Source organism: Larkinella knui (assembly GCF_003858645.1).
GTDB classification, from domain to species: domain Bacteria; phylum Bacteroidota; class Bacteroidia; order Cytophagales; family Spirosomataceae; genus Larkinella; species Larkinella knui.
The window spans coordinates 198,367-220,033 of record NZ_RQJP01000004.1; the positions used below are offsets into that span (position 1 = coordinate 198,367).

19 protein-coding genes are annotated in these 21,667 nt (G+C 54.7%); 1 reads left to right on the top strand and 18 read right to left on the bottom strand.

The genetic code is table 11. The features are described from left to right. The first annotated feature begins 56 nt into the window (after positions 1 to 56). Complete coding sequence (locus EHT87_RS19275; RefSeq protein WP_124908299.1) at positions 57 to 848, top strand: SDR family NAD(P)-dependent oxidoreductase; 792 nt, start codon at positions 57 to 59, stop codon at positions 846 to 848. A 22-nt stretch (positions 849 to 870) separates the two neighbouring features. On the opposite strand, the gene EHT87_RS19280 is transcribed toward EHT87_RS19275, so the two are convergent. From EHT87_RS19280 to EHT87_RS31400, 18 genes are all read right to left on the bottom strand, one after another. Continuing rightward, the gene (locus EHT87_RS19280; protein ID WP_124908300.1) at positions 871 to 1,731 is read right to left on the bottom strand and encodes an FtsZ/tubulin family protein; all 861 of its coding nucleotides are present in this window, start codon (positions 1,729 to 1,731) and stop codon (positions 871 to 873) included. 165 nt (positions 1,732 to 1,896) lie between these two features. Next, positions 1,897 to 2,298: a T9SS type A sorting domain-containing protein gene (locus EHT87_RS19285; protein WP_124908301.1), complete on the bottom strand. Its 402-nt coding sequence runs from the start codon at positions 2,296 to 2,298 to the stop codon at positions 1,897 to 1,899. Between the two features lie 189 nt (positions 2,299 to 2,487). Next, on the bottom strand, positions 2,488 to 4,134 hold the full coding sequence (locus EHT87_RS19290; protein WP_229321186.1) for an arylsulfatase: 1,647 nt from the start codon (positions 4,132 to 4,134) through the stop codon (positions 2,488 to 2,490). Continuing rightward, entirely contained in the window at positions 4,131 to 5,498 is a 1,368-nt protein-coding gene (locus EHT87_RS19295) for a sulfatase (RefSeq protein ID WP_221622045.1), read from the bottom strand. The genes EHT87_RS19290 and EHT87_RS19295 overlap by 4 nt, the downstream gene beginning before the upstream one ends. 149 nt (positions 5,499 to 5,647) lie before the next feature. Next, entirely contained in the window at positions 5,648 to 7,045 is a 1,398-nt protein-coding gene (locus EHT87_RS19300; RefSeq protein WP_124908303.1) for a sulfatase, read from the bottom strand. 58 nt (positions 7,046 to 7,103) lie between these two features. After that, complete coding sequence (locus EHT87_RS19305) at positions 7,104 to 7,823, bottom strand: thioredoxin domain-containing protein (RefSeq protein WP_124908304.1); 720 nt, start codon at positions 7,821 to 7,823, stop codon at positions 7,104 to 7,106. A gap of 117 nt (positions 7,824 to 7,940) precedes the next feature. Next, positions 7,941 to 9,602, bottom strand: a complete 1,662-nt coding sequence (locus EHT87_RS19310; RefSeq protein WP_124908305.1) for an arylsulfatase — start codon at positions 9,600 to 9,602, stop codon at positions 7,941 to 7,943. A 24-nt stretch (positions 9,603 to 9,626) separates the two neighbouring features. Further along, positions 9,627 to 11,288: a sulfatase family protein gene (locus EHT87_RS19315; protein WP_124908306.1), complete on the bottom strand. Its 1,662-nt coding sequence runs from the start codon at positions 11,286 to 11,288 to the stop codon at positions 9,627 to 9,629. Positions 11,289 to 11,290: 2 nt separating this feature from the next. Beyond that, positions 11,291 to 12,217: a DUF4350 domain-containing protein gene (locus EHT87_RS19320; protein ID WP_124908307.1), complete on the bottom strand. Its 927-nt coding sequence runs from the start codon at positions 12,215 to 12,217 to the stop codon at positions 11,291 to 11,293. A gap of 9 nt (positions 12,218 to 12,226) precedes the next feature. Continuing rightward, the gene (locus tag EHT87_RS19325) at positions 12,227 to 13,621 is read right to left on the bottom strand and encodes a sulfatase (RefSeq protein ID WP_124908308.1); all 1,395 of its coding nucleotides are present in this window, start codon (positions 13,619 to 13,621) and stop codon (positions 12,227 to 12,229) included. A 3-nt stretch (positions 13,622 to 13,624) separates the two neighbouring features. After that, positions 13,625 to 15,031, bottom strand: coding sequence for a sulfatase family protein (locus EHT87_RS19330; protein WP_229321188.1), 1,407 nt, complete (start codon positions 15,029 to 15,031; stop codon positions 13,625 to 13,627). Positions 15,032 to 15,066: 35 nt separating this feature from the next. Next, on the bottom strand, positions 15,067 to 16,542 hold the full coding sequence (locus EHT87_RS19335; protein ID WP_124908309.1) for a sulfatase family protein: 1,476 nt from the start codon (positions 16,540 to 16,542) through the stop codon (positions 15,067 to 15,069). Beyond that, positions 16,539 to 16,937, bottom strand: a complete 399-nt coding sequence (locus EHT87_RS19340) for a rhodanese-like domain-containing protein (protein WP_124908310.1) — start codon at positions 16,935 to 16,937, stop codon at positions 16,539 to 16,541. Before EHT87_RS19340 ends, EHT87_RS19335 begins: the two co-directional genes overlap by 4 nt. Before the next feature lie 13 nt (positions 16,938 to 16,950). After that, entirely contained in the window at positions 16,951 to 18,786 is a 1,836-nt protein-coding gene (locus tag EHT87_RS19345; protein WP_124908311.1) for a sulfatase-like hydrolase/transferase, read from the bottom strand. 42 nt (positions 18,787 to 18,828) lie between these two features. Then, the gene (locus tag EHT87_RS19350; RefSeq protein ID WP_185716288.1) at positions 18,829 to 20,262 is read right to left on the bottom strand and encodes a sulfatase family protein; all 1,434 of its coding nucleotides are present in this window, start codon (positions 20,260 to 20,262) and stop codon (positions 18,829 to 18,831) included. Between the two features lie 98 nt (positions 20,263 to 20,360). Then, positions 20,361 to 21,302: a sterol desaturase family protein gene (locus EHT87_RS19355; protein WP_124908313.1), complete on the bottom strand. Its 942-nt coding sequence runs from the start codon at positions 21,300 to 21,302 to the stop codon at positions 20,361 to 20,363. 24 nt (positions 21,303 to 21,326) lie between these two features. Continuing rightward, the gene (locus tag EHT87_RS31645) at positions 21,327 to 21,488 is read right to left on the bottom strand and encodes a hypothetical protein (protein WP_185716325.1); all 162 of its coding nucleotides are present in this window, start codon (positions 21,486 to 21,488) and stop codon (positions 21,327 to 21,329) included. A 20-nt stretch (positions 21,489 to 21,508) separates the two neighbouring features. Continuing rightward, on the bottom strand, positions 21,509 to 21,661 hold the full coding sequence (locus tag EHT87_RS31400; RefSeq protein WP_185716289.1) for a hypothetical protein: 153 nt from the start codon (positions 21,659 to 21,661) through the stop codon (positions 21,509 to 21,511). Positions 21,662 to 21,667: the final 6 nt, after the last annotated feature.

A 21,667-nucleotide genomic window follows, 5' to 3' on the forward strand; every position in this document is an offset into this window, starting at 1 on the left:
CCTTATAGGGGGATCATGAATATCGGGACGAATTTCGAAGAAAACCATACTGTTACATGAAAGACCTATTCAGCCTGGACGGTAAAATCGCTATTGTAACCGGGGGCGCAGGTTTCTTCGGAACGCCTATTTCCTGGGCGCTTGCCGAAGCCGGAGCGCGGGTCATCATTGCGTCGCGCGATGGTGAAAAATGCCGGAAATTTGCCGCAACCCTTCAGGACAACGGGTTGCTGGCTGACGGAATAGCGTTGGATCTGGAAGATGAACGTTCGATTCGCGCCTTCGTTGCGGAAGTAAAAAACCGCTTTGGCCGAATCGATGTACTGGTCAATAATGCGGTTTCCCGCGAGGGCTTCAAGAATCTGGAAGATATTGACAAAGCAAGCTGGGAGAAAGCGCAACGCATCAACTCGACGGGTTTGGTGCTGATTACTCAGGCGGTACTTGAGGTGATGCGACCCCAAAAATCGGGTAACATCATCAATATCAGTTCAATCCAGGGTGCCGTTGGTCCTCATTTTCCGGTTTATGGAAACACGGGTATGACCAGTCCGGTGAATTATACGTATGACAAATGGGGCATGGTGGGCTTCACCAAATGGCTGGCAAATTATTACGGCAAAGACAACATCCGGGCCAACTGCATCAGCCCCGGCGGCTACGGCCCCGGCGTCGAGCAGATGAGCGGCAAAGAAGAGTTTGTTGAAAATTACAAACGCCTGACGCCACTGGGTCGCTTTGCCGACGATAACGACATCAAAGGCCCGGTTGTGTTCATGGCCTCGGATGCCTCAGCGTTTGTTACCGGACATAATTTACTGGTCGATGGGGGCTGGACGAGCTGGTAGTTGCTCCAAAAAGCCGCATTATTTATTGTACCGTGGGACCTGAATCATTCATCGGTGCCCAAAGCAATACCGTAAGTCTAATTTGATCATCCAGTTTGGAATCGGAAAGATACGCTACTTTAAAGAGTCGGGGGTCAGAACCGATGTGATCCAGCAGTCCTTGCGTCAACGTACGCTGTTCCCGCATCAGCAGGGGGGAATGAGGGCTGTAGCTTAGTTGCATCAGTACCCGATCAATCCGCGTAACATCGAACGCGCAGGCTTCCAACTGCCGGAAGGCTTTCTCCAAAACGGCTTCGCAGCGGTTTTCGCCGGTTGCTTTTTCATCAACGACCGCGCCCCGGCCCATTCCCCGCATGACATACCGAATATCCTCGAAGTCGACCATGCCCAGGTTGTGCCGGCACAGATCGGCTAATCCCTCGATGGCTTTGGTCATTTGATGAAATTGCAAATCGTCGCCCGAATCGGACGGAGCAAACGCGATCAGTCCATCGCACAAGTGATCCAGTTCGTCCAGCGGGGTTGAATCGGCTTCCGGAAAATCGATGGAAAGCGGGATGATGGCCACGCTCAACCGGTTCAGAGAATGGACTAGCCCGGCGGTTTGTAAAACGGCTCGGCTCGTGTTGGGTTCATTCAGGTCGGCCACGATAAACACCAGTTCGCTCGATCCGATCATGGGCTGGAGCGCATCCGTCAGCGAACTTCCCGATTCGTCTCCGGTCAAAACTACTTTGTTGGGTAGAAAAGACGCCCGAAGCTGGTCGGAATCGGTCAGGCAGGCAATGGCCGTAAGGTCATGCATTCCGCGGTTGTAGAGGTGTTCCAGCACGTTCACGCCCAATGGGCCGATGCCAATACCGGTAAAGAGAGTATCCATGGATTTCAGTTTGCCGAAAGTAGAAATTTAGGCAGGCAAAAAGAAAAAATCTGATCCAATTGACAAGTTTAAATCATCCGAAAGGCCGACCCTATAACAGAGCCGGCCTTCGGTGTGTGGATATAATCAGCGTTGGAGATTCTTGCGTTTATCGCGGTAGGCGGGTTAGTTAAAGGCCACAAGCCGGGCTGTTGCACTGGGTTGCTGCGTGGCCAGGGTTAATTCCTGCGTAGTGGTTTCAACACCGTTGGAAATGACGACCTGGTAGACGCCGTCGGGCAGGGCACTGACATCCAGACGCATACGGGCAACTTGTTGACGTTTTCCGATCTGCTGTATGAAGAGGTCGGTGCCCGCGCTATTTTTGAGCCGAACCACAACCGAACCGCCGGTTTGTTTATCCAACGCAATCTGAAGCTTGCCTTCGGCGGTGGTATACAGGCTGCTTTGAAAAGCGGCCGCGTTCTTGGGCTTTCCAATGGGTTTGTTGCTTTCAGCCCAAGAAGTCGAGAAGGTTACAACCGTTAAAGTAAAGGCAACGAGCAGGGATTTGAAGAGCGTTTTCATGGCGTATGAAGTTTAGTTTTTGTGTCCGTTTGAATGAATCAAAGGTCGGCTTCAACGCCCGAAAAGGCTGTCACAAATGAGTCAATCCCTGCTACTTTTGAGAAATGATACGATACCGGTGCTGCTCCTATTGATAAAGTGGTAATAATCTGAAAAAACAGGACTAGCGCGATCGGCCCGGTCGCCCGGTTAGTGGGCCGTTTTAAAGAAATTCCATTCGTTGCTAAAATCGGCTTTCATCGTACCTTTTGGAAAAACGTGGTGCGTATTGGCCCATTGATTCCATTGCTGATCGAGTTTTTTTACCAGATCGGGCTGGTCGGCCGCGCGGTTGTGTTGTTCGGTCCGGTCTTGTTCAAGGTCATACAACTCCCAGGGTGCGCCGATAACACCCACCGCTTTCCACTTGCCAAACCGGATGGCGCGGTGGTTTTCGTGCTCCCAATACATATAGTCGTGCGGCTGCCGCGTTCCGTTGGCCAAAATGGGCAGCAGACTTTTCCCTTCGATGGGGTGGATTTTCCGGCCTTTCGCTTCGGTCGGGTAAACCGCCCCACTGGCTTCCAGGAAGGTGGGCATGATGTCGATCAGATAACCGGGTGCGGACACAATCTTTCCTTTCTGACTACGGATTCCTGCCGGATAATGCACAATCAGCGGAGTGGCAATACCGCCTTCGTAAGAAACGTGCTTGAACCCTTTGAAAGGCGTATTCGACGCGTTGGCCCACACGCCCCCGTACGAAACAGCACCCCCTTTCGCCGGATCATTGATATCCGTTATCGCCCCTCCGCCCAGAATACCGCCTTCCTGACAGGCCCCGTTATCGGACAGAAAGACCAGCAGGGTATTCTCCAGTTGCCCCGTTTTTCTGAGGTGATCCACCAGCTTGCCGATGTTCTGATCCATGCGGTAAATCTGGGCGGCATACACCGCCATGCGGTAATCCATTTCCCGCTGCCGGGCCGTATCCTGTTCCGAAAAAGCCGGATAAATTTCCGGGCGCGCCGAAATTCCCCACCTCTCGGGCACCATTCCCGCTTTGACCTGTTTGCGGAAACGCTGCTCCCGAACGGCATCCCAGCCCTGCCGGTATTGTCCCCGGAACCGTTCGATGTCCTGCTTCAGCGCGTGGAGCGGCCAGTGCGGAGACGTAAAAGCCAGGTACAGAAAGAAGGGCTGAGTATCTTTTTGCTCGCTCAAAAACGAAATGGCGTGATCCGTGAACGCGTCGGTCGTGTAAAAAGGCGGGCTTACTTTTTCAATGGGTTCGTTATCGAGCCAGATGCCGCGCGGTTGAATCGGGTCGAGGTAGCTGCTGGCCCCCGCCAGCAATCCGTAGTAGCGATCGAAGCCCCGCTGGCGCGGATACAGGTCCGGCGTGCTGGAACCCAGATGCCATTTTCCGGCCATATACGTATGATAACCGGCGGTTTTCAGCACTTCGGCCAGCGTGACACAGTTGCGGTTCAATTCGCCCCGGTAGCCGTCCACGCCGTAGTCGTAATTCACCCGGTTGTTCGGCTCCCGGGTCATGTGGCCAATCCCGGCCTGGTGCTGAAACAAGCCCGTCATCAGAGCCGCGCGGGTGGGGCAGCAACGGGCCGCGTTGTAAAACTGGGTGAACCGAACGCCCTGCCCAGCCAGTTTGTCAAGATTCGGCGTCGGAATTTCGGAGCCGTAGCACCCCAGGTCCGAGTAGCCCATGTCGTCGGCCATAATCAGGACGATGTTGGGCCGTTTGGCGGCTTTTGGGTGTGCCGGTTTTCGGGATAAGGTGGCTCCGATCAGGAGAAATCCCGCCAGCAACGTACTGAGAAGAATCGGGTATTTCACGGTTTAGCAGGGTTGATGGTTGGTTGAACACGAGCCGTCGTCCGGCGCCATTCCTGAAGCTGCGTTCGCAATTGATTTCGCTGGTCCGGTTGTGTAGCCGATAAATCGGTCTGTTCACCGGGATCGGTGGCGAGGTTAAAAAGCTCAACCTGACCGGTATCGAAGTATTCGATCAGTTTAAAATCTCCGCTTCGAATGGCCCCGGCCGACCGACCGCCCAGAAAGTGGGGCTTCGGCAGCGGATAATGCCAGTAGAGCGTTCGGGGCAGCGGTTTTGCCGATCCTTTCAACACCGAAGCGAGGCTGATCCCATCCAGAACCTGACCAGCCGCCGGTTTTACCGACGCCAGTTCCAGTAAAGTCGGATACAGATCGAGCGTGTTGACAACCTGATCGGAAACCGCCCCCGGTTTTATTCGGCCGGGCCAGCAGGCAATCAGCGGCTCCCGAATACCGCCTTCGTACAATTCCGATTTACCGCCCCGCAAGGGTGCGTTGGAGGTCACGTTACGTTCGCCACCGTTATCGGACGTAAACAGAATCAGCGTGTTCCCGCTCAGGCCCAGTTCCTTCAAGGTCGCCACAATCTGACCCACACCGTCATCGATGCTTTCCAGCATGGCGGCCAGTTCGGGGTTGTTCTGCCGGGTACCGACGCCGGGTTTCTGCTGGTATTTCGCCACCTTGTCGGGTTTGCCCGCCAGTTTGGTGTGGACGGCATAATGCGATAAATACAGAAAAAACGGCTTGGCCTGGTTGCGTTTGATGAAGTCAACGGCTTCCTGATTCAGCCGGTCGGTCAGGTATTCTCCTTCAGTTTTGGCCGGAACGTCGGGCATGAAAAAGTACGGATGAACATAATCGCCGTTTGCGATGTAACCGGTTTCGGAGCAAATCACTTCATCCCAGCCGTGTTTGGACGGCTCCCCTTTTTTCTTCGTATAATCGCCCGTCAGGTGCCATTTGCCAATCAATCCGCCGTGGTAGCCCGCCTGCTTCAACCGCTCATTCAGCGTCACGTACTCCGGCGACAGAAATTTTTCGTCCCTGGCATCGAGGTAATCGGTTATGCCGACACGCGCCGGATGCTGCCCCGTTAGGAGGGCAATGCGCGTGGGGGTGCAAACGGGCGCGGTGGCGTAGGCCTGAGTAAACCGCATGCCGCCAGCCGCCAGCCGGTCGAGGTGGGGCGTTTCGTTAAAGCGATTGCCGTAACAGCCCAGTTCGCTCCAGCCCAAATCGTCGGCCAGAATGAGAATGACGTTGGGCGGGGTTTTGGGTTTGCTCTTTTGTGAAAAAACCGCTGGTGCCAACAGGCAAAAAAAGAGGCTATACCGGAAGAGAATCCAGTCGCTTTTTTTCATAGAACGTCTTGTTTTTTCGTGCATTTCAGGGCTTTCACCGGAGCCGGAATCCGCCTTGTCGTCATATAACCGCCCCCCGTCTTCCTGTTCAGTGGCTCGACAAAATCCGTGATCGAACGCTACGGCGAGTCCCTTGGAAAGCGACCGGTTTATGGAGCAATATAGGCCGGATTCGGTTCCGTCGGGATAAAAGCCGTAGTTTTGGTGCGCCAGTTTCGCAAAAGCGTGTGGAGTTTGCTGACCACCGCCGGATTGGCCGACGCCACATTCCGCTGCTCGCCTGGATCGGTCTGGAGGTTGTACAATTCCAGCCCGTTATCTTCAAAATATTCGTGCAACTTCCAGTCGCCGAGCCGAACGGTTGAGCCGGGCCGCGTCCGAAACAGCGGGTCGCGCCCGCCGTCCAGTTTCGGATTGTAGGCTTCCAAATAAATTGGAAAGTGCCAGAACAGGGGCCGCTCCGCCACGGTTTCGCCTTTCAGCAACGGTAAAATACTAATGCCGTCCAGCGGTTGGCCGGGTTTGGGGCGCTTCAGAATGTCCAGAAAAGTGGGGTAGAAATCCAGGTTGCTGACGGGTGTTGCACAAACCGTTCCGGCGGCCACTGTTCCGGGCCAGCGTACAACCAGCGGCACCCGCACCCCGCCTTCGTAGTAGGAACCTTTCCCGGCCCGCAGCGGGTCCTGCCGGGAGGTCGCCCGAATACCGCCATTGTCAGACGTAAAAACGACGATGGTTTGGTCGGCCAGCCCCAGAGCATCCAGCTTTTTCAAAATCAGACCGATGTTGGTGTCCAGCGATTCAATCATGGCCGCATACGTGGCCTGATCCTGTCCGGGTGACTTGGGTTTCCGTTCGTACTTCGCCACCAGCGATTCGGGAGCCTGCAACGGCGTATGAACGGCATAGTAGGGCAGGTATAAAAAGAAAGGTGAGTTGGCCTTCCGATCTAGAAAATTCAAGGCTTCGCGGGTAAGCCGGTCGGTCAGGTATTCGCCCGGCGGGCCATCGGGCAACGACGGAATACCGTATGGACTGACGTGTTTGTTTTGCCCCCGGTGGTCACCCGCCAGGCTGTAGGTAAACCCCTGGCTGAGCGGACTTGGACCCAGGTGCCATTTTCCAATACTGGCCGTGCGGTATCCGGCGTCGCGCAACGCTTCGGCCAGTGTATACACGCTATCGGGCAACGTTTCCCGGTTTTTGACCGGAATCAGCTTCCGGGTTCTGGCATCACCCCGGTCGGCATTGGCAACCGTGTAAATTCCGTGGCGCGGAGATTGTTGACCCGAAAACAGGCACGCCCGACTCGGTGCGCAATTGGCCGCTGCCGTGTAGGCTGTGGTAAACGTCATTCCCTGGGCCGCCAGCCGATCCAGATTAGGCGTTTCGTAGTAGGTGCTGCCCATAAAACCGACGTCTTTCCAGCCCAGATCATCGGCCACAATCAGGATGATGTTCGGTCGGGCGGTTTTCTGGTTTTGCGCGTTTACCGATGCGTACCCCAAAACCGCTAAAAGCAAAGTAATGACAAGCTGTTTATGCATACCGGGTTGACTTTCAAGCCAAAGTTGGACTCGCTCAAGAACGAATAAAAACAAAAATTCAAAGCGATTCGGCAATCCCGGACTGAATTTCGGTTTTGGTCGTAACGCCCGCTTTTTTCCAGACGGCCTGATTGCCTTTGTAAAGCACCAGCGTAGGCAGCGACGTGATTCCCAGTTCTTTAACCAGCGCTTTGTTTTCGTAGGCTTCAATCCGGATCACTTTCAGGTTCGTCGCCTGTTCTTTCTCCACTTCATCGACGATGGGCGCCAGCTTTTTGCACGAGCCGCAATACCGCGAACCAAAATCGACCAGCACCAGTTTGTCGGATTTCAGCTGGGCCTGGTAGTCGGCCAGTGACAAACCCGCTCCGACGGTGGATTCTACCGAACGGCCGGAACCGATCCACTTGCTCAACCCGCCGGGCAGTTCGGTAACGTCGATAAAACCGTTCTCCCGCAATTGTTTCGCCAGAATACCGCTGCGTCCGTTCGCAATCGAATAGATAAACACGGGATTCTGCTTGTTCAGACTTTTGATTTGTTTCTGAAAATCGGCTTCATTGGCCACACTGAACGAAATAGCCCCTTTCAGGTGATTCTGGGCGTATTCTTCCTGCGAGCGGGCATCCAGAATCTGGGCCCGGCTTCCGGCCTGAGCCAGTTTCGCTTCAAAAGCATCGAACGTCGGCAGCGTACCGGCCGCCCGATCCTGCGCTTTCAGAGCGCTTTGTAGTACGAAAAGGAAACTAAGAATGGCTAAAAATCGGACGTTTTTCATGAGATATTGCGTTAAAGTGAATTGATTTGAATCGGTTTTATTAGTAATTAGATCGATGGATTTACTAGATAAATAGCGACTGAATAGTTTTAAAAAGTATTCAGTCGTCGGAGTTGGCTAAAAGTTTCGGCTGCCCAGCAGCGGTTTTTTGGGCGTTGGCAACAGCGGCTGCTGCGGCTTTATGGTGTCGTAATCGACCACATCGGTGCGCCGGGCCCAATTAAAATACAGGTTCGACAGCGCATCGACTACGTTAGGATTCCGGGCCGCGACGTTCTGGGTTTCGCCCCGGTCGTTTTCCAGATCATACAATTCCCACTGGTAGCTCGGGTAGATGGAAACCAGCTTCCACTTGCCTTTCCGAACAGCCCGGTTTCCGGCCCATTCCCAGAAGAGCGGCCGCTGTGCGTCCAGGGGCTGGCCGTTGAACAATAAATGGGTCAGGCTCACGCCGGGCAGCGGGTTGGTCGCCGTACCGTTGTACTTGGCGGGGTATTTTGTCTGGGCCAGATCGTATAACGTCGGCGCGATGTCGATCAGGTGAGCGGTTCCTTGTTCCAGTCGTCCGGCTTTGATTTTTCCGGGAAACCAGGCGATAAACGGCGAGCTGATACCGCCTTCGTAAGAAAAAGCTTTGAACGAGCGAAACGGCGTGTTGGAGACGTACGACCAGTTTTTGCCCTGCGATTCAAACGATCCCGCCGTTCCGACCGGCCCGGAATTCCGCCCGGCTTTCGGGCCCCAGTGGGCCACATCTTCGGCGGGGGCGCCGTTGTCCGAAATGAAAATAATCAGCGTATTATCGTCTTTTTTGAGGGCTTTCAGCTTCGCCAGCACGTGGCCAATGCCCTGATCGGCGCGGTCGAGCATGGCGGCATACACTTCCATTTTCGCTTTCCAGAGTTGTTTTTCGTCGTACGTCAGCGCATCCCAATCCGGAATATCGGCGTCGCGGACGGCGGCCGCGTCGGCCTGCTTCTGGGTAATGACGCCCAGTTTGACCTGCCGCGCCAGTCGTTCTTTCCGAATTTCATCCCAGCCCGCGTCGTATTTGCCCCGGTATTTGGCAATGTCTTCGGGCAGGGCCTGCAGCGGCCAGTGCGGAGCGGTATAAGCCAGGTATAGAAAGAAGGGTTTATTCGCTTCTTTGTTCTGTTCGTCCAGAAACGCAATAGCGTGATTGGTAATCTCGTCGGTAAAATAGTACGAGTTGGGTTTGGGATTTTGGCGCTGGTTATCTTCCAGAATGACCACCGGCGAATTCCGTCCCGTCGGCATCGGACCCGCGTCGAAGTAGTTGGAGCCCCCGCCCAGAATCCCGTAAAACCGGTCGAAGCCGCGCTGCCGGGGCCACGCCAGACTATCGTTGCCGACATGCCACTTGCCCGAAAGCAGGGTGCTGTACCCCGCCTGTTTCAGCACCTCCCCGAACGTCAGCGATTGTTTATTCAGAAAACCCTGATAAGCGGGTGTTCCCAGGTTGACATTGAAGTAACCGATACCGGCTTTGTGCGGATACTGTCCCGTAATCAGCGACGCCCGGGTCGGCGCGCAGATGGCATTGTTGTAAAATTCCCGCAGCCGCAGACCTTCGGCGGCTAATTTGTCCAGTGTAGGCGTCTGGATTTCAGAGCCGTACGAGCCTAGATCGGAATACCCCATGTCATCCACCATAATCAGGATGATGTTCGGGCGTTTGGTCTGTGCAAAACCCGGGGCGTTGGCCGCAAAAATGATTGCGGACGCCAGCAGAGACGCTCTTAATACGTAATTTTTCATGATCGACCTGGTAGTGAATGGGGCTTATTCGACTCGGTTGCTTTGGCGCGGTGGTGCTGATCCGCCGGGGCCGGTATTCCCCTGAGCCACGGGTCGGAGCTTCTCGTAGGGCTCAACGTCTGTGCGTTTGGCCCAGGCTTCATACGCGGCATTCAGTGCTTTCACGACGTCGGGGTGTTGGGCGGCCAGATCGGTCGTTTCGCCCCGGTCGGTTTCGAGGTCGTACAACTGCCATTTGTTCTGCGGAAAAATCGAAACCACTTTCCACTTGCCTTGCCGAACCGCCCGGTTGCCCGCCCGTTCCCAGAAAATGGCGCGGTCGGCCGGCAGTTCGGTTCCCTGAAACAGGAGATTTGTCAGACTCACACCGGGCAGTGGGTTGGTCTTTACACCCTGGAACGTTTCGGGATAATTGGCTCCTGCCAGCTCATAAAATGTCGGGGCCAGATCGATGAGGTGACCCGTTCCTTTGGCAATGGTTCCGGCCTTGATCTTCTTAGGGTACCAGGCCACAAACGGGGCGCTGATGCCGCCTTCGTAGGGCGTCGACTTGTAATTTCGGAACGGCGTGTTGGATACATACGCCCAGTTTTGTTCCTGATAATCGTACGAACCCGCCGACCCGATCGGGCCCGAACTGCGCGGCCGTTTGCGACCCGTCGGGATCAAACCGCCCTGCGCCCCGTTGTCCGAAATGAGCACGATGAGCGTGTTGTCGTCTTTTTTGAGTCGCTTCAATTCCGCCAGCAGCCGGGCCAGATTCTGATCCACGCGGTCGACCATCGCGGCATATACTTCCATTTTTCGCTGCCAGAGTTGTTGTTCGTCGTAGGTAAGGCTTTGCCAGTCAGCCACTTCCGGATCTCGGTTCGCAACGGTTTGTTTCGGGTCGGCAATGCCCAGTTTCACCTGCTTCGCCAGCCGTTCTTTCCGGAGCGAATCCCAGCCGATGGCGTAGCGGCCTTTGTATCGGGCGATGTCTTCGGCGGGAGCCTGCAACGGCCAGTGGGGAGCATTGTAGGCCAGATAGAGAAAGAACGGCTTGCCGACCGACTCGTTGATGTACGAAATGGCGTGGCTGGTGATCTCGTCGGTCAGGTAGTGGCCCGGTGGCAGGTTGGTGCGTTTGTTATTTTCGACCAGCTCGACGGGCGGCACTTTTTCCTTATAGGGACTGATGTCGTAGAAGTTGCTGGCTCCGCCGATGAAACCGTAAAACCGGTCGAAACCGCGTTGATTCGGCCAGTATAAACTGTCGTTGCCGACGTGCCATTTGCCGGACAGGTAGGTGTTGTAACCCGCCTGTTTCAGCACTTCGCCAAACGTGAGCGACTCTTTGTTGAGCCAGCCCTGATAGGCCGGTAAACCCAGATTGACGTTAAAATAACCGACTCCGGCCTTGTGGTGATATTGCCCGGTAATGAGCGACGCCCGCGTGGGAGCGCAGATGGAATTGTTGTAAAATTCCCGCAACCGCAAGCCTTCGGCCGCCAGTTTGTCGATGGTTGGTGTGTTGATTTCCGACCCGTAAGCCCCAAAGTCTGAATACCCCAGATCATCCACCATCACCAGAATGATGTTGGGTTTATCCGGTTTCGGCCGGGCCGTGGTGCGCGGTTTTTGCTGGGCGACCGATGCGTTTAACGCCAGGAGGATCAGCGTTAGTGTGAGACAGGTTCGTTTCATACTTAATTGGTATAAACCCGGTTTTTTCGATCCAGCCAGTGAATGAGATTAAGCAGAAAAGCCAGGTTTTGACCCGCATCCGGCGATTTCAATCCGAATGGAATTTTATCTTTTCCTTTCAATTGGGATGAAAACATGGCTGCTTCGCCAAAGACCGCGAGTCGCCCTTTTCCGTACTCCGAAATGGCTCCCTGCGAAAAACCTTTGATTGGCATTCGTGGCGTTGTCTGGTGAAATACCCAGGCCGTATCGGGCAGCAACACCTGGTATTTTTCGTCAAAGGTTAGTAGTGAAACCGCCTTGGGTGGAATTTGAAACGCCTGACCGGTAAAGGTGGCGATGGAGGTGATCCCTTTCGTGATCGGATGCTCGGCCAGCGTTCCGGCGGTTTTCCGGAAAAGATCCAGTTCTTTTTTACCACCCGGGAAAAGACCCGAGGTGGTATCGGTGGCAAATCCGTTGTAAAACCGGTAACCAAATGCCGCGGCTAAATCCTCGGCAGCACCGGCAATCGGCATGTGGTCGGCGATCAGAAACAAGGAACCCCCATTTTTCACCCAGGCATCGAGCACCCGGATTTCTTCGGTAGTAAACGCCGACGGATTGGGTTTTGCCCATTGGGTTGCGTTGCTTTCGTGCAGCGCATTGGCAATAACCAGCACCGAAACGCCCTGCAAATTCGCTTTGGTAAAGGGTTGCGTGTTGGGCTTTACCACATACCCGTCCCGTTGCAAGACCTTGGCAAAGGCGTTATACCGGCCCGCAATGGTATGGAAATTATGGTGGGCTTCGTCGATAAAAACCAGCGGCCCCCGGCCGGTGGGATAAGCCGGATGATCGATATTGGGATCAAAATCGAAATCCGGAACCTGCTGGGCGCACAGCTGATGTGACCAGAAAAGAAACACGAATAAGGTGGCAGTTCGCATCGGTTTGGGTTACAATTTCTTGTAGTTTGGATTTGGTTCGGGCAGGTTGGCATTGACGTCCGACCGCCATTTTTTCAGCAGATCCGCCAGTTCGCGGGTCTTTTCCGGAAACCGGGCCGACAGGTCATTTTTCTCGGAAATGTCTTCGCTGAGGTTGTACAGTTCGAGCTTCCCGGTTTCGTAAAGTTCCACCAGTTTGTAGTCGCCCAACCGGACGGCGGCCGCTGGCCGGCCCTCCTGGTTGCTGAAATGGGGATAATGCCAGAAAATAGCTCCCCGGTCGGCCAATTGTTCAGGCGCTGTCAGCACCTTGTAAAAACTCTTTCCGTCCTGACGAACGGACGGGTCTTTCACCGCCAACAGGTCCAGGAAAGTAGACAAATGATCGGTGCCGATGACGTAATTTTTCGTTTCCACGTTCTCCCCGATCCGGTTTTTCCACGAAAAAATCAGCGGCACCCGAATACCGCCTTCGTAGACGTGCCCTTTCCAGGCTCGCAGTGGTTCCAGATTGGTGGGCGTCGGGCCGAGTTCCGCCAGTCCCAAACCGCCATTGTCGGACGTGAAAACCACGATGGTGTTATCGAGCAGGTTGTTTTTGGCCAGTTGCTCGATCACCCGCCCGACGCCGTCATCCATGCTTTCGATCATGGCGGCATAATTGGGATTGTATTTGCCGTTGAATTTGGCGTAGTTATCGAAATAATACTTTAGCTTTTCGGCTTTGGGCACGAGCATGATGTGCGGGGCAGAATAGGCAAGGTACAGCAGAAACGGCTGGCTTTTGTTCTGGTTGATGAAGTCAACGGCGTAATCCGTCAGTTTGTCGGTCAGATAGTGGGTTCCCTTGTCTTCAAATACAGTTTTGCCTTTCGCCGTGATCGTGTAGTTGTAATAATCCAGTCCGTTTTTGGCGATCACACGGTCATAATTGAAACCCTGAGCGGCCGGGGCCGTCGAGTCGGCGGTGCCCAGGTGCCATTTGCCCACCATGCCGGTCTGGTAGCCGTTTCGCCGGACGATTTCGGCCAGTGTCGTCTCCGACGATGGCAGGTATTTGGTCCATTTGGCGGGCAAAACCGGCGATGCGGTATCTTTTCGGTCACCGGCAATGAAATTCGTCAGGTGCAGACGGGCCGGGTGCTTTCCGGTCAGAATGGCGGCCCGCGACGGCGAGCAAACCGGGCAGGCGGAGTAGGCTTGCGTAAACTTCAGCCCCTTTTTCGCCAGCGCGTCGATGTTCGGCGTCCGGTTATACGGATTTCCGTAGCAACCCAGATCGGTGTAGCCCAGGTCGTCGGCCAGAATAAAGACGATGTTCGGTTTGGACGATTGCCCCACCGCTCCGTGCGTACCCAGCACCGAAGCCCACAGCAGAATGGCCAGTTTGTACAGGTTTTTCATGGTTTACGGTTTCGTTTCTTGCTGTTTCGTGTAAACGATATCGATGGCGGCTCCCGAATCGCCCTGCTGCTTCATCCACTCCTGTAGTTTCCGGGTGTAGAGGTCGATCCGGCTTTTATAAGCCGGGTCGGACGCCCGGTTTTTAAATTCCCATGGATCGGCCTGTGTATCATAGAATTCGACGGCGGGGCGTTTCACAAACCGTTCCGTAATAAACCGGGCCTGCGGGTTCGTCGCGGCCTCTTTCGTCCAGGAAAACCAGACCGAATTGCGGTCCGTCTGCTGCGGGTTCATCATAAACCGGTTGTAATAGGCCTGCTCGGGCGTCAGGTTCAGAATTAACTTATACCGCGTGTCCCGAATGCTCCGCATGGGATAGGGCGTTCCTTCCGGAATGTTGTTGTGAATGCCGTAGGCATACATCCGGGCCACCTTGCTCTGGCCCAGCAACACCGGCAGGAAGCTTTTCCCGTCCAGATTCGGAATGGCTTTGCCGCCCGCCAGGTCGATCAGCGTCGGCGTAATGTCTTCGTATTGAACGAGCGCATCGGTTTGGGTCGCGGGTTTGATCGTTCCGGGCCACTGCACGAGCATCGAGCTTTTCTGCCCAACATCCCAGAGGTTCCATTTGGCCCCCGGAAACTGCGCGCCCTGTTCGCCCAGAAACACCACGATGGTATTTTTGTCCTGCCCGGTTTCCTTCAACAGGCGGGTAATGTCGCCCACCTGGTTGTCCAGCCGCCGGATTTCGGCCAGGTACTTGACAAACTGCGTTCGGGTTAGCTTCGTATCGACCCAATTGGCGGGCAGAATCAGCTTCCCGGCGTTAAATTCGGTGGTATCGCCCACCGTCCAGGGCGTGTGCGGATTGATGCTCATTACAAACAGACAATACGGTTTTTCGCTGCGGGTGATAAATTCCCTGACGTCATCCAGTTCGTAGTCGTCGGTCGGTGCGACGCAATTCGGTTCAAATCCTTTTACAATCTCAAAAGGAAAGACGGTTTTGGGTTTCGTGCTGTGGTCTTTGCCCGTCAGCCCAACGCGGTAGCCCAGATCGGCCAGGTAATGCCCGACACTTTTGAGAGGCTCACGAACCGGTTTGTGGTTCTGAAACGAACCGTGCCGAACCGGATACAAACCCGTAAACAACGACGCGCGGGTGGGCACACACATGGCTTCCGAGGTATAGATCTGGTTAAATTTCAAACCGTTTGCCGCCAGCGCATCGATGTGCGTGGTCCGCAGGTTTTTCCCGCCGTAGCAACTCAACTGCCGGCTGTCCAGGTCGTCGGCCATGATGATGATCACATTGGGTTTGACGGGCGGCTTTTTCCGGGTAAATACGCTGGTAAAACCGCTGATCACCAGCAGGATAAGGACGATATGTTTTCTGTTTATTTCCATCATACACCTTCTTTTGGTTGTTTTTTCAAAGGCAGTTTTCAGGGAAATACTACTGGTTTTGGGGGAATATAGCGTCCGTTTTCATCCACCGGTTTTGGGTCCGCGAAAACCGGATCGGCATAGCCGACGGCTTTTTCCTGCTTACTCAATTCGCCTTTCAGCTGCGTTTTCAACCGGGCACCTTCCGCCGAATGATACAGGTTTGTGGTTTCGTTCGGATCGTTGCGCAGGTCGTACAGTTCCGACCAGTCGTCCTGGCCCGGATACAGAATCAGCTTGCCCGTTTCCGTTCGGACGGCTTTGATGGTCGGGGTGTTGTAACCGGTTTCGTAGAAATATTCGTACAGAAAGGCAGTGCGCCAGCCGACGGCTTTTTCCTCCACGAGCGGCACCCAGCTTTTTCCCTGAAACGATTCCGGCACTTGACTGCCCGCCAGATCGACCAGCGACGGTGCCAGATCCAGATTCAACACCAGCTTGTCAACCAGCTTTCCTTTGGGAAAACGGGCCGGATAGCGAACCAGCAACGGAATGCGAATGGACTCTTCATAGGCCGCCCGCTTGTCGCCCAAGTTGTGTTCGCCGAAGAAAAAGCCGTTGTCGCTCGAAAAAATGACCACCGTATTCTGGTCCAGTTGCAACGAGTCCAGTACAGCCAGAACCCGCCCCACGTTTTCGTCGACGGCTTTCAGGCAGCGGAAATAGTTGCGGATTCGCGGGTCGTTGTTTTCCGTCCAGGATGTGCTTTTGGCGGATGCCGTGGCCGGAGCGGGTTTGCCGGTATCAACTTTTCCTTTGTAGGGCGATTTCTGATTTTCGGTAACCGGTTTAATCAGCGCAGCATCGGCGTAGGTAGCGGCATGGCGGGCCGGGGGCTGAAAAGGGCCGTGGCCGGATTTGAAACCCACGACCAGCGCAAAGGTCCGGTCCTTGTTTTGACGAATAAACTCAAGCGCGTGGTCCGTCGACACATCGTCGACCCAGCCCTTCGTCGGCATCGGCTTCCCGTTCGCTTCAAAGGGGCAATCTTCATACTTTCCCTGACCGACAAAGCTGAATGAATAATCAAAACCGGGCCGCTTTCCCGTTTCATTTCCCATGTGCCATTTTCCCACAAAAGCCGTTTTGTAGCCGGATTTGCGCAATACCGTAGCGTAGGTAACCGTCGTATCCGTCAATCCGGTGTGGTTATTGGCCACGCCATTCAGGTGGTTATACCGCCCGTTGAGAAGTGTAGAACGGCTCGGCGAACACAGGGAGTTGATGACAAACGCATTCCGGAAACGCACCCCTTCGCGGGCGATCCGGTCCAGATTCGGCGTTTTGAACCACGGAAACCGCGCCTGGTTGCCTTGCTCATCCTGAACAATGCTCAGGGCATCATACCGCTGATCGTCGGTATAAATGAAAATAATATTGGGTTTGGCCGCCGACGGCTTCGACTGGCCGAAAGCGGAAAGACTCCCAACGACCCACCAAATCAGGAGGGTCAGCGAAAAACGGGCCCGTTTCATAGTGTTTTTTTTGCTGGCAAACCGGCGGTTTTGAGGTCTTCGAATCCACCAAGGTTGTAAGCGGTTTTAAAGCCCAGCACCTGTAACGTGTCGGCGGCTTTTCCACTGCGATTCCCGGAACGGCAATACAGATAAACGGTTTTCTTTTTGTCGAGCTGGCCGATCTGCGTTTTGAAATCCGGCGCTTTGAAATCGATGTTCGTCGCATTCACCAGGTGGCCCTCCCGGTATTCTTCCGGCGTTCGCACATCCACCAGATACGCTTCGCCTTTTTGAATTTCCCGGAGAATGGCTTCCGGCGATTTTCTGGTATCACTCAGTTTGCCCTTGCTGTCCTGCGCGAAAGCGGCAACCGACAGGCTCATAGCGAACAGAATCAGAATCATTTTTTTCATGGTTTACCGTTGGTTAGAGTCCGGCCGAATTCAGCAGCGTTTGGGCCGCCCGGACATCGTAGAAATCATTGACCGGACTATTCATCGGGTTTTTCGAGACAATCTCCCGGGCCAGATCGAGCGCCGGAGCGGCATCCTTGCCCAGCGTTTGCAGCACGTTGAGCGCCTGCAACCGGGCGGGGCGGCTGGCGTTGGTCAGCGCCTTCGTCAATACCGCTACAGCTTCCTGTTTTTCTCCCAGACCGTAGAGCGCTTCGGCAGCCGCGATCTGAACGGCCACTTCCGGGTCCTGCAATACCTTTTGCAGCGGTTCCCGGGCCGACGAAATTTTTAAAACCGTACACCCCGTAGCTGCCCAATACCGCACGGTCGGATCCGGATCGTTCAGCCGGTTGACCAGTTCGTACGCATCCGCCGGATGGCGGGAGGAAGCCAGCGTGGCGGTTTCAATAATCCGGTCGGCGTTGTACTTGCCCTGGCGAACGTAGTCGTATAAAGGCGTCTGTTGGGCGATTCGGGCGAGGATGGCTTCGGGAATGAAGCCAACATCCCGGCTTTGCCGGAGCCACTGTTCGTTGGCTTTCCGCAGGCGAATCAGCTCTTTCGCGTAGTGGGGGTCGGTCGCCAGATTGTGAATGTTGTCGGGGTCGGCCTCCACGTCGAACAACTCCTCGGCGGGTTTGGGTTGCCAGAAGCGGGCTTGTACGTCATTCAGGCGACCGGCTTTGTATTCGGCTTCCCACGAGCCCATGGAAGGCGCCCGCCAGAGGTATTCCAGGTGCTGGCCGTAAATTTTATGCGGCAGATAATGGCGGATGTAGCGGTATTTTTTGTCCCGTACCGACCGCGACAGATCGATCGCTTCGTCCATCCGTCCGCGAAAACCGTAGGCATACTGGTTCGGACTTTTCTGCTGGCTTCCCAGAAACGCCCGACCCGGCATGTAGTCCGGGATTTTGATGCCGGTCAGACTCAAAACCGTGGGCGCAAAATCCAGAAAGGTAACCAGCTGATCGGTTTTCGAACCGGCTTTGGCCGTGGCCAGCTGCGCGTATTTTTTCGGTAAATGGACAATCAACGGCACGTGCAAACCCGATTCGTACATAAACCGCTTGCTGCGGCCCAACACGCCCCCGTTGTCGGCGTAGTAAAAAACAATGGTATTGTCGGCCAGACCGGCGGCTTTCAGCTCGTCGAGCAACTTACCAAACTGCTGGTCCATTGTTTCCACTTTGTCGTAATATTGCGCCCAGTCGTGTTTAAACTCGGCGGTTTTGGGGTGATACGGCGGAATCGGCGCTTTTTCCGGATCGTGGTGCAGGGCCGGAAGCGGCTGATGCAGCGAGCTTTCGTGCGAAACAAACAGGTTGAAAACCGCAAAGAACGGCTGCCCCGGTTTGCGTTTTTTATACGTCGCCGAATCGCTCGACTCGTCCCAGGCGTCGGGCTGATCGACGGTATTGTAATCCTTCTTGGCATTGTTCGAGGTATAATAGCCCGCTTCCCGCAAATACTTCGGAAAGAACTTCACAAATGACGGCACGGGATTGGTGCTGCGCATGTGTTCCGTGCCCAGCGATGGCGGATACATCCCCGTAATCAGCGTGTTGCGGGAAGGGGCGCAAACCGGCGCGGTCGAAAACGCATTTTTGTACAGAATGCTTTCGGTCGAAAACCGATCGATGTTCGGCGTGGTGGCGTACGAATTGCCGTAACAGCCGATCAGCGACGTGTTGTTGTCCTCGCTGACGATCCAGAGAATATTGGGTCGGTCGGCCGGCGTTTGCGCCCGACTCCGGACGAAACCGAGCGTCAGGAACAAGGTGAAAAGAAAGGTAGTTAGTTGCATCGTACAGTTGGTTTTTCCGGCTTACCGGGCCATTGTGCATCCTCAGAGATTTCGACCCCAGTTGGGTTTACTGAAATCCAGAAAATCGTGGTATGTTTTCATCTCGCTGATTAAACGAGCTTCCAGTTGCTGCTTTTTTTGGCTGTAAGCCGGATTGTCGGCCAGATTCCGGGTTTCGTACGGATCTTGGTTGAGGTCGAATAACTGGGTCGTTTCCTGCTGGTTGACCCGGTATTTGATCAGCTTCCAGTTGTCGGCCGTCCGAACGGCCCGCTGAAAATCGCGATAGGCGTAGTAAACCGATTCCCGACCCTGTTTTTTGGTGCCCTTGATGTAGGGATATAAACTCTGGCTCTCGACGGTTGGCGGAGCCGACAAGCCCAGAAAATCCGTCACCGTCGGGAAAACATCGGCGAGATACGCCAGCACATCGATTCGCTTGTTTTGCGGTAAAGCCGGGTGGCTGATCACCAGCGGAACCCGCATGCTGTGTTCATACAGATTCTGCTTGCCCAACAACCCGTGGCTGCCCACCGCCAGGCCATTATCGCCCGCGAAAACAATCAGCGTATTTTCGGTTAACTTGTTCTTATCCAGCGCATCCAGAATCCGGCCAATCTGCGCATCCAGTTCCGAAATCATGCCGTAATAGAGCGCCAGCTCCTCTTTGGCCTGCTCTTCCGTGAGCGGTCGCGGCAGGAGTTTTTCATCCCGTACGGCCAACTCGCCGTTATCAAAAGGGTGCTGTGGTAAAAAATTAGGCGGTAATTTGATTTGCGATTTCGGGTACATTTTCCGGAACGCTTCCGGCGGGGTGCGCGGGTCGTGGGGCGAGGTGAAAGCCACGTAACAGTAAAATGGCTTCGTTTCCCGGTTTTGCCGGTCCAGAAACCGGATGGCTTCGTTGGCGTAAAGTTCCGACGAGTAGGTATCCGCATTTCGGTTGGCGGCTTTAAACTGGCCGGACGGGTCGAAATCCACATACTGCGGATGTTCCTGGCCCCCTTTTTCGGGGAGGTGCATGCCACCAAAAAACAAAGCCGCACCGCCTTCGTAGCTGCGGGCAAAAGCCGCTTTGTCGTTGTGCCACTTCCCGATGGCGTAGGTCTGGTACCCTTTCGTACGCAGGTATTCGGGCAGCGTGGTGTGTTCCGGGGGAATTACTTCGCCGGTTTTCTGCAAATCGTGCAAATACCGGCCCGTATGGAGCATCGCGCGGCTCGGTACACACAACGCCCCCTGCAGTCCGCCCATCGTCTGCGCCCGCGTGAAGGCCACCCCCCGTTTCACCAGCCGGTCGAGATTGGGCGTCTGAATGGCGTCATTTCCCAGTGCATGCAGGGTGTTGTACCGTTGGTCGTCCGAATACAAAACCAGCACATTCGCGGGTTTTTTCTGTCCGAAAACCGGGTGGAAAAAACCGCTGAGACCCAGCAGCATCAATAGCACAAAGAACTGGTTTTTTCGGGGTTGCATGGGTGAGTGGTGGTAAAGTAAATAAACCGTAGTTGGCCGGGGCATTAGGTGTTAAAGTCTTCTGTCCCGGCCAACTACTAGTGGTAAACAGCGGGTTTCTACATCACCTTCAATTCCGGCTCCGCATACATCGGCCCCGGCGTAAGTACCTGCGTAACCTGCGGCTGCTCAGTCACTTCCTCTTTCACCATCGGACCGTTGTGTGCCAGTTCGCTGCCTTCTTTTTTCGACTTCAGAATGGGCCACAGGAATTGCGCGTACCATTCTTCTTCCTGGTAGTGCGAAATACCGTACGACTGCGGATACTTCCGGGTAATCAGGCCCGTGCCGAAAATGACATCCCAGAGGAAAAACATATTGCCAAAATTGCCTTTGTAATGACCCACGCCGTCGTCGTTCGAATCGGCGTGGTGGGCGTGGTGCGTCGCCGGCGTTGAAATCAGTCGTTCGACCACCCAGGCCACCGGATGCAGAAATTTGTGCTCGTACAGCGGCTTGTCCCAGGGAATACTCGAATGCGCCAGGGTCGTAATCAGCGACTTGATGCCCCGAACAAACAAGGCTGGATACCCCAGACCCAGGTAAACCAGGATCGACGTCAGGTAGGTCTGCGAGAAAAACAGCGTATAAATGATGTTCTGCCGACTGGCCATTGCCATGCCCATATACGGCGCCGAATGGTGCGTCCGGTGAAACCGCCACAGAAAAGGCACTTCGTGGTGCAGCCGGTGATACCAGTATTGCGTCAGGTCGTCGGCTACGCAAAGGATGGCAAATCCCCACCAGAACGGCACCCAGTCGAAGGCGGCTTTGTAATCGGGCAGCACAAAGGGCAAAAATTTCAGACTGAAATAAGCAACCAAAGGTTTGATAACCAGCTTGGGAATCGTGAAGCAGGCAATATCCAGCAGCCGCTCGTTCTTGCTCCAGTGCTTTTTATAGAGGCCGAACGAAAACTCGACAATACCGATCAGCAGCACCAGCGTGGGCAGTCCCCAGGTGTTGAGGTGTTCAAAAATGCCTTCAAAGAATGTAGTCATGGTTTTAGAATCAAGGCGTGGAATTTATTTTTTAGTCACGATCAGCGGTTTCTGCTTCGCCTTTTTCTCCCACGGGCGTTGCCCGGTGAAATAAAACGTAGCCAACATGAGCAGCACCGGCAAGGCGTAAATGAATACGCTAAGCAGGGCGTTTCGGACGATTCGTCGCGCAATTCGGGGTTCCATTTTCATCGGATTCCGGGGTTTTAAGGGTGATTGGAAGGCGTGTTCCGGGGGGCTTTATCCAGTACTTTCTGCGTGAGTCGTAACCCCCAAAACAGAATCAGAAAGGGGAGGAGGGTGACCAGGATGCCAACGGCTATCTTTTTCACCAGCAGGATTACGTCTGATCGGGTCATGATCGG

Bases quoted from the DNA above. Each gene is read 5' to 3' on its own strand.
- EHT87_RS19275 (WP_124908299.1), top strand. From the start codon at position 57: ATGAAAGACCTATTCAGCCTGGACGGTAAAATCGCTATTGTAACCGGG.
- EHT87_RS19280 (WP_124908300.1), bottom strand. From the start codon at position 1,731: ATGGATACTCTCTTTACCGGTATTGGCATCGGCCCATTGGGCGTGAAC.
- EHT87_RS19285 (WP_124908301.1), bottom strand. From the start codon at position 2,298: ATGAAAACGCTCTTCAAATCCCTGCTCGTTGCCTTTACTTTAACGGTT.
- EHT87_RS19295 (WP_221622045.1), bottom strand. From the start codon at position 5,498: ATGAAAAAAAGCGACTGGATTCTCTTCCGGTATAGCCTCTTTTTTTGC.
- EHT87_RS19300 (WP_124908303.1), bottom strand. From the start codon at position 7,045: ATGCATAAACAGCTTGTCATTACTTTGCTTTTAGCGGTTTTGGGGTAC.
- EHT87_RS19305 (WP_124908304.1), bottom strand. From the start codon at position 7,823: ATGAAAAACGTCCGATTTTTAGCCATTCTTAGTTTCCTTTTCGTACTA.
- EHT87_RS19310 (WP_124908305.1), bottom strand. From the start codon at position 9,602: ATGAAAAATTACGTATTAAGAGCGTCTCTGCTGGCGTCCGCAATCATT.
- EHT87_RS19315 (WP_124908306.1), bottom strand. From the start codon at position 11,288: ATGAAACGAACCTGTCTCACACTAACGCTGATCCTCCTGGCGTTAAAC.
- EHT87_RS19320 (WP_124908307.1), bottom strand. From the start codon at position 12,217: ATGCGAACTGCCACCTTATTCGTGTTTCTTTTCTGGTCACATCAGCTG.
- EHT87_RS19325 (WP_124908308.1), bottom strand. From the start codon at position 13,621: ATGAAAAACCTGTACAAACTGGCCATTCTGCTGTGGGCTTCGGTGCTG.
- EHT87_RS19330 (WP_229321188.1), bottom strand. From the start codon at position 15,031: ATGATGGAAATAAACAGAAAACATATCGTCCTTATCCTGCTGGTGATC.
- EHT87_RS19335 (WP_124908309.1), bottom strand. From the start codon at position 16,542: ATGAAACGGGCCCGTTTTTCGCTGACCCTCCTGATTTGGTGGGTCGTT.
- EHT87_RS19340 (WP_124908310.1), bottom strand. From the start codon at position 16,937: ATGAAAAAAATGATTCTGATTCTGTTCGCTATGAGCCTGTCGGTTGCC.
- EHT87_RS19345 (WP_124908311.1), bottom strand. From the start codon at position 18,786: ATGCAACTAACTACCTTTCTTTTCACCTTGTTCCTGACGCTCGGTTTC.
- EHT87_RS19350 (WP_185716288.1), bottom strand. From the start codon at position 20,262: ATGCAACCCCGAAAAAACCAGTTCTTTGTGCTATTGATGCTGCTGGGT.
- EHT87_RS19355 (WP_124908313.1), bottom strand. From the start codon at position 21,302: ATGACTACATTCTTTGAAGGCATTTTTGAACACCTCAACACCTGGGGA.
- EHT87_RS31645 (WP_185716325.1), bottom strand. From the start codon at position 21,488: ATGGAACCCCGAATTGCGCGACGAATCGTCCGAAACGCCCTGCTTAGC.
- EHT87_RS31400 (WP_185716289.1), bottom strand. From the start codon at position 21,661: ATGACCCGATCAGACGTAATCCTGCTGGTGAAAAAGATAGCCGTTGGC.